Consider the following 13,323-nt stretch of genomic DNA (forward strand, 5'->3'; position numbering starts at 1 on the left):
ATGAAAAATATCAAAACTTCTATAAAAGGCATACTTGCTGTATTAGCAGTATTTGCCTTAAATACAAACTGCTCAGACAGTGTATTAAATCAAGACAACCCAAACGATTTGGTACCAACTTCTTTTTGGCAAACACCAGAAGATGCGAACAAAGCTATTATAGGTGCTTACAGTCCTTTTTTAGCAATTACATATTACTCTAGATTCGAAATTTTTCTTTCTGATTATAGAGACGATGTTGTAAATGGATTTAACACATCAGATAGAACTGCTGCTGGAGCTTTTAATGCTACCGCAGACCGTAATGCACCAAAATGGATGTGGGAAGCTCAATTTAGAGGAGTTTCAAGATCTAACGACGTTTTATTCTATGTTCCAAATATTGAAATGGATGAAACAGAAAAAAACAACATTATAGGTGAAGCTCATTTTATTAGAGGATTAAATTATTTTAATTTAATAAATAACTTTTTAAATGTTCCAATTATTAAAACACCAATATCTGAAATTGCTGCTCCAGACTTAATACCTCAGGCACCTCCAGCAGATACTTGGGCACTTATTGAAGAAGATTTAAAAATGGCACAATCTAAACTACCTTCTAGTTGGCCAGCAACACAAACCGGTAGAGCCACTTATGGCGCTGCAACAGGTATGCTAGGAAAAGTATATTTATACCAGAAAAAATACGATTTAGCTAAAGCTGAATTTGCAAAAATAATGGGAACAACATATACACTAACAGATGATTATGCTGCTAACTTCACTGAAGAGTTTGAAAACAATGTTGAATCTATATTCGAAATCCAATTAATATCTGACGGAAATCAAGGTTGGGGAGCAGATAGCGCAAGTAGCGGTTCTGGCTCTGCATACCAAGCAGATTTAGCTCCTGTAGGCTACACAAATCAAAATACAATGCGCGTAAACCAATGGGCGTTAGATTTATTCTTGGATGAGAAAACAATTAATGGAGAAATAGACCCTAGAACATACACTACATTTTTCTGGAACACTCAAGACTCTACTCAATACCAAGGAAAATCATTAAAATCTAGAACCTATTTAAACGCATCATATGAAGAAGCTTTTAGCCCAACAGGAACTAATATTTTTGGAAATAAATATGCCGATTGGGAATTTAATGGCAAAAAAGAATCAAGAGATGGTGGTTGGCATGCATCTGGAAATAATGTAAGATTACTTAGATACGCAGATGTATTATTAATGTTTGCAGAAGCAGAAGTAATGAGTAATGGAGGAAACTCTACACAACCAGCTGTAGATGCAGTAAATGAAGTAAGAAGACGTGTAGATATGCCAGAGTTTACAACAGTAACAATGCAAGACATTGAAGACGAACGTATAAAAGAATTAACATTTGAGCGTACTAGATATTTCGATTTATTACGTTGGGGAAGAGTTAAATCTAGAATAGTAGAGTCTGATTTTAAATCTGAAAGTGGAGGAACTGGATCTTACAAACCAGGAAGAGAGTACCTTGCAATTCCACTATCAGAATTAGATGGTAACAATAATGATGAAGGATTCAAACAAAATCCAGGTTATTAAAAATTAACATTTTAGTTAAATTATGTTTGTTTTAAAGGTCATCGATCCATATTTTTGGATTGGTGACCTAATTTAAAAAAATTAAAAATGATTAAATGGAACCCAATTTTTATTTTGTTTTTACTTGGTGTTTTAACGTCATGTAATCAGAAAAAAAAAACAACCAACCCAACCACAATATTTAAAGAATTAAATCTTAATAATTCTAATATATCGTTTGCTAACACCATAATAGAAAACGACACCTTAAACTATTTTAATTTCCCTTTTTTATACCTAGGCAGCGGTGTTTCTACTGGAGATATAAATAACGACGGTCTTACAGACTTGTACTTTACAGGAAATTTAGTTTCTAACAAACTGTACTTAAATAAAGGCAACTTACAATTTGAAGACATTACAGAATCGGCAGGCATTACAGGCGATTCTAGATGGTATTCTGGCACAACCATGGCCGATATAAATAATGATGGGTATCTAGATATTTACTTAAGTGTTTCTGGAAAATCCGGGAATACTGCCAACCAATTATTTATAAACAATGGTAATAACACATTTACAGAACAAGCCGAAGCCTATGGCATTGCAGATTCTAGTAAATCTATACAATCTACCTTTTTCGATTATAATAACGATGGGCATTTAGACCTCTTCGTTGCCAATTACCCTAACGTGCTAGTTAGCCAAGGCAACATGTATTATAAAAGAAAAATGGACTTAAACCGTTTTGAAGACTCCGGACATTTATACAAAAACAATGGTAACGGAACGTTCTCTAACGTAACCACAGAAGCAGGTGTACATCGTTTTGGATTAACTCTAGGCCTAGTAGCTTCAGATTTTAATAACGATGGCTATAAAGACCTCTATTTATCTAACGATTTCAATGTTCCAGATTACTTATACCTTAACAATGGAGACGGAACATTCTCCGAAGTTTCAGAAAAAACATCTAAAAACACATCTATGTTTGGTATGGGCATTGATGCTTCAGATTTTAATAACGATGGATTAACAGATTTGGTTCAAGTAGACATGACACCTGGAGATTACAAACGCTCTAAAACCAACATGGCAAGCATGAGCCCAGAGACATTTTACCAAGCTGTATACCTAGGCTTTAATCACCAATACATGCAAAATTCACTTCAGCTAAATAAAGGTATAACCAAAAACAACCTACCTATGTTTAGCAACATTTCTAGGTTTGCTGGTATGGCAACCACAGATTGGAGTTGGGGTGTATTATTTTCAGACTACAACAACGATGGCTATAAAGATGTATTTATTACTAACGGTGTAAAACGAGATGTTAATAATAATGATATTAACGAAACCTATAGAACAGAATCTATGTTCGGTGAAAAAAAACCAAAAGATTTTACAAGAATGCCAAGCACACCAATATCTAACTACGCTTATAAAAACAATGGCGATTTCTCTTTTAGCAATACAACCAAAAAATGGGGCTTAGATAAAAAAGGATTCTCTAATGGTTTTGCATCTGCAGATTTAGATAACGATGGAGATTTAGACATCATTATTAACAACATGGATGCTCCTGCTTCAATATATATTAACCATACAGACAACAAAAAAAACAACTATCTAAAAATTAAACTTAAAGGCACAAAAAACAATCTTTATGCCTTAGGAGCAAAGGTTACTATAACATCAGAAAAACAAAATCAAACACAAGAATTAACACTTACCAGAGGATATCAATCTAGTGTCGAGCCTATTTTACATTTTGGTTTTGGCAAAAACGACAACATAAAACAATTAAAAGTACAGTGGCCAGACGGGTCAATTCAAAAAATTTCGAACGTAAAATTAAATCAGCAATTAAACATAGAAAAAAACAACACCTATGTTGAGCAAAAGCAAACACCAAAAAATTATTTTGAAGATATAACTAAAGCATCTGGAATAGCCTTTAAACATCAAGAAAACATATATAACGATTTTAAGTACGAACCCCTATTACCTCATAAATATTCGCAAATGGGTCCTGCCCTTGCTGTTGGCGATATTAATAATGATGGTTTAGACGATTTCTATATTGGCAACGCTTCTGGCAGCAGTGCAGCCCTATATAAACAAACCAATAAAGGCAAATTCGAAATAATAGATGGCCCTTGGCAAGCAGATACTAAATTTGAAGATACCGGCGCTATTTTATTTGATGCAGACAACGATAACGATTTAGACCTATACGTAGTAAGCGGAGGCAACAATAAACTAAATACTAATGAAGCTTACCAAGATAGACTATACATTAACACACCTAATGGCTTTATAAAATCTACCATTAATTTACCAACAACAAGTGGACAAAAAGTAATTTCTGGAGACTATGATAATGATGGCGATTTAGATTTATTTATTGGTGGGCGTATTATACCTGGCAACTATCCGCACCCTGCAAAAAGCACCATTTTAAGAAATGATGGAGGTAAAAACCTCTCAATTAAATATACCGATGTTACAGCAACTGTAGCTCCAGAACTTGAACAAGCAGGACTTGTAACCTCTGCCCTATGGGACGATTATAATAATGATGGAAAACTAGACCTAATTATTTCTGGAGAATGGATGCCAATTCGTTTTTTTAAAAACACAGGCGAGCATTTTAAAGAAAACACCGAAGACCTAGGATTAGATAATCTAAAAGGCTGGTGGTATGGCTTACAAAAAGCTGATATGGATGGCGATGGAGATATTGATTATTTAGCAGGAAACCTAGGCTTAAACTATAAATACAAAGCTAGCGAAAAAGCCCCGTTTGAGGTATATGCAAACGACTTTGACGAAAATGGCTCTTCAGATATTGTATTAAGTTATAAAAAACACGGCACCAAATTACCTTTAAGAGGCAGAGAATGCTCTTCTCAACAAGTGCCAGCTATTGCCAAAAGATTTAAAACTTACGAGTCTTATGCAAACGCAGATCTAGTTGATATTTATGGCGAATCAATGCTAAAAAAATCGCTGCATTATACAGCCAATACATTTGCTCATTATTGGATAGAAAACAAAGGCAAAGGTGTTTTCGAAAAACATAAGTTACCAAACACATTACAGTTTTCTTCTATCAACACTTTTTATCCTTTTAATTTTAATAATGATGAATTTACAGATTTTATAATTGCAGGAAACTTATATGGATCTGAAGTTGAAACACCTAGAAACGATGCTAGCTTAGGCTCTGTTTTATTAGGAGATAAAACCGGAGGAACATTAACCGAAAATACGGAAACCGGATTATTTATAGATGGCGAAGTAAAAGATATAAAAACCATACACTTAGGGCAAAACAAAATACCTGCTATTTTAATTGCAAAAAACAATAGCCATTTAACACTATTAAAAATAAAAAAATAGGTTAGCTTTATTACATGAGTTTTACAAACAAACATATAACCATTAATAGTTCTAAATATTTAGCAACTATCTTATGGGTTCTATTATTTTTAATCACATCATTAGCCACTGCACAAAACCTAAACCATTTCGAAAGAATAACTACAAATAATGGTTTATCGCAAAGCGACATTATGTGTATAATTCAAGATAATGATGGTTTTATGTGGTTTGGCACTCATGATGGTTTAAATAAATACGATGGCTATAAGTTTAAAGTATTTAACCCAAACCCAAACAACCCAACAAGCATTACAAGTAATTTAATTTATGCCATAGAAAAGGATATAAATGGTAATTTTTGGATTGGCACCACAGGCGATGGTTTACTTTTTTTCGATCGCTCGACCGAAAAATTCACGTCGTACAAACACGATGCAAACAACACAAAATCTTTAAACAGCAACCATATTTCTAGCTTATACAGAGACAAGGAAAATAGATTATGGATAGCTACCGGTGTTGGCTTAAATATATTAGATCTTAATCAACCACCATCGTCTTACCAATTTACAAGATTTAATGCCATACAAGAACCTTTTGTTATAAATAAAGATGTTAGGTCGCCTCTAAATATATTTCAAGATAGTAAAGGCCAAATTTGGCTTGGTAGTTTTAGTGGTATTTACAAATTATCTAGAGACTCTAATGGTAATAAATATTTTAAATACCTAAACAAAAGTATTGATTTACCAAACGTTTCGGTACGTTGTATTAATGAGGATAAATATGGTCGACTTATTTTGGGAACCGATAACGGACTATACGCACAGCAACTTAACGCCAAGTCCTTTAAATTCGAAAAAATAGTAGATCAAACTATTAGTAAAATTTTAATTGACAACGACAAAATATGGGCAGGAACCGAAAACAACGGGCTTTTACTATTAACAAACCCATCTAAAAGTAACGCATCTTTAAAACTAACTAAAAAGTTTATTTACGACACTAAAAATCCAAATAGTATAAGTAAAAACAGAATAACATCGTTATACAAAGATAAAACAGGCATTATTTGGGCAGGTACAAATGGTGGCGGTGTTAACAAACTTAACTTAGGTAAAAAGCATTTTAAGCATATAAGAAAAACAGAAAAACCTAATAGCTTAAGTTACGATAAAGTAAGAGCACTATTTGAAGATAGTAATGAAGATTTATGGATTGGCACAGACGGAGGAAGTATTAACAAATTAGTTAAAGGTACTAACAACAGTCAATTTATAAACTTTAATTCTATACCTAGTGTTTATGCCATAACAGAAATAGAAAGAAACTCAAGAAAAAAACTTCTTTTTGGCGGACAAAGTCTACCTGCATTGTACGAAATAGACATAACTAACCCCAATAAAATTACAGCAAATAGTAAAATAAAAATTTATAACGATTTTAATACCAGTGTATTTTCTTTTTTAGTTGACAGCAAAAAAACGCTTTGGATAGGCACTTATAATGGCGGTGTACACAGGTGGGTGTTAAACAAAGACCAAACAACTTACACCAAAGATATTTTTGATTTTGACACCAACGACACCAAAAGTATTTCTTCAAATATTATAAGGTCTATGCTAGAAGATAGTCAAGGTAATATTTGGTTTGCAACAGGAAACGGTTTAAGCGTATTAACCAAAAACGAAACTATAAAAAAACATCCAAAATTCGAGGTTTTTAAAAACGACAAAAACAACCCTAACTCACTTAGTCACAACTACATTTTATCTATTTACGAAAGCAAAGACAACACCCTTTGGATTGGGACTTTTGGTGGTGGATTAGATAAATTTATTCCGCAATCAGATTTAAGTTCGGGCACTTTTAAATCCTACACAACAAAAGATGGACTGCCTAACAACATTATAAAAGGCATTTTAGAAGACAAAGAAAACAACCTTTGGTTATCGTCTAACAAAGGGTTAACAAAATTTAACCCAAAAACAGAAACCTTTAAAAACCATGATGTTAATGATGGTTTACAAAATAATGAATTTCAAGAATTAGCATCTGTTAAAAGAAAAAACGGTGAAATACTTTTTGGCGGAATTAACGGTTACAATGCTTTCTTTCCTGAAGCGCTTCGCGACAACACCATCGAACCCGAAACCATTATAACAGATTTTTATATTTCGAACGAGCACATAGCTATAGATCAAAAATTAAATGGAAAAGTTCTATTAAAAAAAGCCATAGGTAAAACTCAAAAATTAGATTTAAATTTTAATCAAAATAACATTTCTTTCGAGTTTTCTGCGCTTCACTATGCAGCACCACAAAAAAATCAATTTGCTCACAAACTAGATGGTTTCGACACCACATGGAAATACACCAAGGCCAATAACCGTTTAGCATCTTATACAAACTTAAGTCCAGGAAATTATACACTACTAGTAAAAGCATCAAATAACGATGGCTTATGGGATAGCACACCCGCTAAAATAAACATATCTATTAAACCCCCACTTTGGCTTACCAAATTGGCTTACTGTTTTTACTTACTACTACTTATTGGCTTGCTATTTGGTTTAATGAAGTTTACAATAATAAACACAACCGAAAAACACAAGCTAGAACTTGTTCATCTAGAAAAAGAAAAAAATGAAGAACTGCAACAACTTAAATTAGAGTTTTTTACCAATATATCTCACGAAATACGTACACCACTTACTTTAATAAAAGGGCCTTTAGAGTACTTACAAGATTCTTACGAAAAACTAGACGATAAAACGGTTAAGCAACAATTAAACTTGATGCAAAAAAACACCGATTCTTTATTGCGCTTAATAAACCAATTACTTGGTTTTAGAAAGATGGAAAAAGGAAAAATGCAACTCAATTTAATAAATTCAAATTTTGTAAAATTTATTCAAGAACTTGTAGAGCCTTTTCAGTTTTTAAGTCACAAAAGAGGTGTTAATTTTAAAATAATTACACCCGAAAACATAACCACTTGGTTCGACCCTATTGCTCTAGAAAAAATAATAAACAATTTACTTTCTAATGCTTTAAAATTTACTCAAGAGCATGGTAACATTACAATAGAAGTTTTTGAGCATAGAGGCGCTCTTAACCAACAAAAATCGGTTAATCTTCTCATCATTAAAGTAAAAGATTCTGGTTCTGGAATACCAACCGAAAAAATAAAATATGTTTTTGATAGATTTTATAATGTAAAAAACAAGAAAAAAGCAAGTAGCGAAGGTACTGGCATTGGTTTATCTTACTCTAAACAACTCGTAGAATTCCACCAAGGCACCATAGATGTAAAAAGTACACCAAACGAAGGCAGTACGTTTACTGTAAAACTTCCTATGGAAGAAAAAATGTATTTAAACTTAGATGGTATTAATTTAGAACACGATAACGAAAATCAAGATTTCTTCTTCGCCTCTACAGCACAAACCATTCAACGTGACAGACACGATGAAACAATTGATGATGTTTTAACAAAAGGACGCTCTAAACTACCTATTTTACTAGTTATAGACGACAATCTAGATATTAGAAACTTTATTGCACAAGCCCTACAAGAAGATTACACCATTTACCAAGCCGAAAATGGAAAAGAAGGACTTGAAATGGCAAGAAGTTTACAACCCAACATAGTTTTAACCGATGTTTTTATGCCTATTATAGACGGGTTTGAATTTTGTAAAACACTAAAAACCGAACAAGAAACAAGTCATATTCCAGTAATTATGCTTACCGCAAAAACATCAGACGAAAGCGAACTAAAAGGGTTTAAGCATGGTGCAGACGATTATATTAGAAAACCTTTTAATATCGATTTATTAAAAATTAAACTCACTAATATTATACTACATCGTCAAGAATTAAGAAAACGATTTAACAGAAAAATATTTTTAAAACCCAAAGAAGTCACGGTTACTTCTGCAGATGAAAAATTCTTGCAACGCGCCATAGAAATTATAGAAGAGCATATGATGGATACCGAGTTTAATGTAGAAATCTTGGTAAAAGAAATGAAGTTTAGTCGTTCTAATATTTATATGAAATTTAAAGAACTTACCGGACTATCTTCTAGCGAGTTTATTAGAAACATACGTTTAAAACGCGCCATGCAACTATTAGAAACCAGCAATTTATCTGTAAAAGAAATTATGTACATGACAGGTTTTAATACAGGATCCTACTTTTCAAAATGCTTTAAAAAACAATTTGGATTACTACCTAGCGAATATATTAAGAAAATAAAATCTAACGATAAAAGTGTCGACATTCAGCTCGATAAATAACCAACAGAACCAACTAGCTATTATGACCATAAAAAAACTACTTTACGCAACACTAACAATCTGTTTTTTAATCTCAGTTTCGAGCTGCAAATCTACCAACCAAAAAACAAAGCAACCAAACATTATTTTAATTATGGTTGACGATTTAGGTTACGAAGGTATTGGTTCTTACGGTGGTACATCATATAGCACACCTAATATTGATAAGTTATCGGCAACTGGCATTCAATTTAACCAAGCCTATGCCCAACCCTTATGCACCAATACACGTGTAAAGCTAATGACGGGTAAATACAATTACCGTAATTGGACTGCATTTGGTATTTTAGACCCTAGCCAAAAAACATTTGGACACCTCATGCAAGATGCTGGCTACGCCACATGCATGGTTGGCAAATGGCAATTACAAAGTTACGATCCTGTTGATTATCCAGGTTCTGAATACCGAAGAGATACAGGCATGAAAGTTGAAGATGCTGGTTTTGACGAATATAGTCTTTGGCATACTGCTCACACCGAAGATAAAGGCTCTCGTTTTGCAGACCCAACAATTTACCAAAATGGTAAGTTTTTAGACAATACTGAAGGTAAATATGGTCCAGATATTTTTTCTAACTACCTTAACGATTTTATAAACAGACAAGACGATGATAAACCCTTCTTTGTTTATTACCCAATGGCATTAACTCACGATCCATTTTCTCCCACTCCAGATAGCAAAAAATGGAACGATAAAGAAATGCGTTTTGAAAACGACACCAGTAATTTTAAAGACATGGTAGAATATACCGATAAAATTGTTGGAAATATTATAGAAAATTTAGAGCAAAAAGGCATTAGAGAAGAAACCCTTATTTTATTTTATTCTGATAACGGAACTCACCAAACCATACACTCTAACGTTGGAGACAAAGTTATAAAAGGAGGAAAAGGCTTAACAATAGAAACAGGAATTAAAGTGCCATTTATTGCTAATTGGCCAGGACAAATTGAAGCAGGTAAAAAAACGGATGAATTTATAGATGCCATAGACTTTTTACCTACTATTCTAGAAACTGCTGGACAAGAAATTCCTAAAGATTTTTTAACAGACGGTCAAAGTTTTCTTCCTATATTAAAAGGCGAACCTGCAAAGAGACGCGATTGGGTATACATGAGTTACAACCCAAAACCAGGTGTTGGAAAAGATCATTTTCACCCTGCAGAATTTGTACTAAACAAAGGATACAAACTTTATGGAGATGGAAGGTTTTACAATATAGAACGTGATAAATTAGAACAAAAACCACTTTTAGAAACAGATATTTCGCTTGAAACATTAAAAATTAAAAAACGCTTTAAAAAGGTTATAGATTCTTTAAAAAAATATCCAAGTTATGGACATATAGAACGTATTGATCCTGCATTTGATTCTTTAGTATCTAAACACGCCAGAATAGATTTGGTAGCAGAAGGCTTTAATTGGTCTGAAGGTCCTGTGTGGCTTCCGCGAGAAAAAACTTTATTATTTACAGATGTACCAGAAAACAAAGTATACCAATGGAACGATTTAAAAGGTTTAAGCCTTTACATGCAACCCTCTGGATATACTGGACCCAAAATAGAACCATGGACCAAAGGCGGAAAAGGAGCTAATGGCCTTGGTGTAGATTCTAAAGGAAATTTATTTCTTTGCCAACAAGGAGATCGTGTTATAAGCAAGTTAGTTAGTTTAAAAGATTCGTTACACCCAGAATTCGAACCTATAATAACAAATTATAAAGGCTTAAAGTTTAACTCTCCAAACGATTTAACTTTTGATAAACAAGATAACATTTACTTTACCGACCCGTCTTATGGTTTAAAAAAGGCAAAAAGCGACATTGGCTTTAACGGAGTTTACTTTTATAACAAAAAAACAAAAGAAGTTGTCTTATTAGATAAAACCATTAAAAACCCTAACGGTATAGCCATATCTCACGATAACAAAACGCTTTACATAGGCGACTCTACACCGGCTTACCCTAAAATATTTGCTTACAATATTCTTTCGCAAGGAAAAATAGCAAACAGGAGGTTACTATTTGATGCCACAGCATTAAGAGAAGCTAGCAAGAGTAAACAAAGTCCAGATGGCATTAAATTAGACAAACATGGCAACCTGTTTTTTGCAGGTCCAGATGGTGTTTTAGTAATTACTCCAGAAGGTAAACACCTTGGTACAATTAAAACAGATAAATCTACAGGAAACTGCGAGTTTACACACGACGGTCGCTATTTATTTATTGTGTCTGACGATATGTTACTACGTGTTAATTTAAGACCTTACGCGAAATAATATAAGTAAAAAGTACAAAAAAGCGTATTAAACAATAGATTTAATACGCTTAAACATTATATTTTAAAGAACACTTATTAATTTATTAACAACAGTTTTAGGAGAAACACTCCCTGAGGCTACTTGATACCCTTCTGGGTATTTATTTCCATATATAGAAGTTGGAATTTCAGGAAATTTAACACGATCTGCTACCAAAGCGTAATCGCTAGGTTGATTAAATGGCAAAAAACCAGCATAAGGGTGCGTAACACCCCAAATGGTAATTACTTTTATGCCTAACATAGCAGCTAGATGTGCATTTCCAGAATCCATGGCAAGCATTACATTTAAATTAGAAATAACACTTAATTCATCACTTAACGATAATTTTCCTGCAACATTAACTACGTTTTCAAATTCAGCTTCAAAAGCATTTAAAACCTCAACTTCTTTTTCGCCTCCACCAAATAAAACAATAGAATAGTTTTTAGAAAGTTCTTTTATAACAGCCTTCATCAAATTTAAAGGATACATTTTACCACTATAAGCAGCAAAAGGAGCAATGCCAATTCTTTTTTTGTTAGTGTTACCTATTATACTTAAAAGATTATCTTCTAAAACTATTTTCTGGGGAAATGTTGGATTAGACAAATCTATAGGGAAACCAAGTTTCTCAAAAACATCTGCGTAGCGTTGGTGTGTGGTTTTTAACTGCTTAAAACTTTCGCCAGAAACTAGAGCCTTCTTCTGTGCTCTACCTTTATCTATTTGAAAACATGGTTTTCCAAATAAAAAGAGCTTTAAAATATTACTTCTAAGCACATTGTGTAAATCTGCAATTGCATCGATTTGTAATTTTTTTAATTCTTTAGATAATTTATAAAGTCCAAATACACCTTTATGCTTGCTTTTAACCTCTGCAGAAAAAACATTTATATTTGGTATATCATTAAAAAAAGGAGTAAAAAATTTACGTGTTAAAACCGTAATTTTTAGCTCAGGATATTTTTGGCATAGGGCTCGTAAAACAGGAACAACCATAGCAACATCACCCATTGCAGAAAGCCTAATAACCAGAATGTTACGTTTTGGTTTCAATATTAAATTTTTAAACAAAAAAAACACACTTTAAACCTAAGTTTAAAACACAAATTTTTGATTAGTTCTTGAACTATTTTAAACCTCGTAAAACAGGATTTAACTCATCATCATTATACATTTTCATTTGCTTATACACTTTCATGTATTTATAGCCTTTTTCGATATCGCTTAACAAGGTATCTATAGCTGTAGATAAGTCTTCTCTTTGCTCTAATAAAATATTCAACTTATTTTGGCAAGCAACTCTATGTTCATCAGAAGCTTCTACACGCGTAGCTTCTTCTTGCATATGATATACCTTTAATGCTAAAATAGACAATCTATCTACGCCCCAAGCAGGACTTTCGGTATTAATTGTAGCATCATCTTTTACTGTAACATCTTTATATTTTTCAAGAAAATAACTATCTATATATTCAACCATATCGGTTCTATCTTGGTTAGATGCATCAATTTTGCGCTTTAAAGCTAAAGCCTCTACAGGGTCTATTTGCGGATCGCGAATAATATCTTCGTAATGCCATTGTACAGTATCTATCCAACATTTTCTATATAATAAATGCTCTAATAAATCACTTTTTGTATATGGGTTTGTAAAAGATTGATCTACAGTATTAATTACATGATATTTTTCTATAACATCTTGAAATATTTTGTTGGCTTTACTTGTAAACATATTGT

The 13,323-nt window shown here is 32.8% G+C and carries 6 protein-coding genes; 4 read left to right on the forward strand and 2 right to left on the reverse strand.

Annotated features, from left to right (window positions below):
* The 4 genes from ABD715_RS06065 to ABD715_RS06080 all read left to right on the forward strand — a co-directional run bounded on the left by ABD715_RS06065 (window position 1) and on the right by ABD715_RS06080 (window position 11,559).
* Window positions 1-1,572 (forward strand): RagB/SusD family nutrient uptake outer membrane protein, encoded by a 1,572-nt coding sequence (locus tag ABD715_RS06065; RefSeq protein WP_344787222.1) that lies wholly within the window; start codon window positions 1-3, stop codon window positions 1,570-1,572.
* Between the two features lie 87 nt (window positions 1,573-1,659).
* On the forward strand, window positions 1,660-4,956 hold the full coding sequence (locus ABD715_RS06070; RefSeq protein WP_344787223.1) for a VCBS repeat-containing protein: 3,297 nt from the start codon (window positions 1,660-1,662) through the stop codon (window positions 4,954-4,956).
* Between the two features lie 14 nt (window positions 4,957-4,970).
* Entirely contained in the window at window positions 4,971-9,242 is a 4,272-nt protein-coding gene (locus tag ABD715_RS06075) for a hybrid sensor histidine kinase/response regulator transcription factor (RefSeq protein WP_344787224.1), read from the forward strand.
* A gap of 22 nt (window positions 9,243-9,264) precedes the next feature.
* Window positions 9,265-11,559, forward strand: a complete 2,295-nt coding sequence (locus tag ABD715_RS06080) for a sulfatase-like hydrolase/transferase (protein ID WP_344787225.1) — start codon at window positions 9,265-9,267, stop codon at window positions 11,557-11,559.
* Window positions 11,560-11,622: 63 nt separating this feature from the next.
* Here ABD715_RS06080 and ABD715_RS06085 read toward each other — a convergent pair whose 3' ends face one another.
* Together ABD715_RS06085 and ABD715_RS06090 are read right to left on the reverse strand one after the other, a co-directional pair.
* Complete coding sequence (locus ABD715_RS06085) at window positions 11,623-12,597, reverse strand: glycosyltransferase family 9 protein (RefSeq protein ID WP_344787357.1); 975 nt, start codon at window positions 12,595-12,597, stop codon at window positions 11,623-11,625.
* 115 nt (window positions 12,598-12,712) lie between these two features.
* The gene (locus tag ABD715_RS06090; protein WP_344787226.1) at window positions 12,713-13,318 is read right to left on the reverse strand and encodes a DUF4254 domain-containing protein; all 606 of its coding nucleotides are present in this window, start codon (window positions 13,316-13,318) and stop codon (window positions 12,713-12,715) included.
* Window positions 13,319-13,323 lie beyond the last annotated feature (5 nt).

The organism is Postechiella marina (genome assembly GCF_039538365.1).
Lineage (GTDB): Bacteria > Bacteroidota > Bacteroidia > Flavobacteriales > Flavobacteriaceae > Postechiella > Postechiella marina.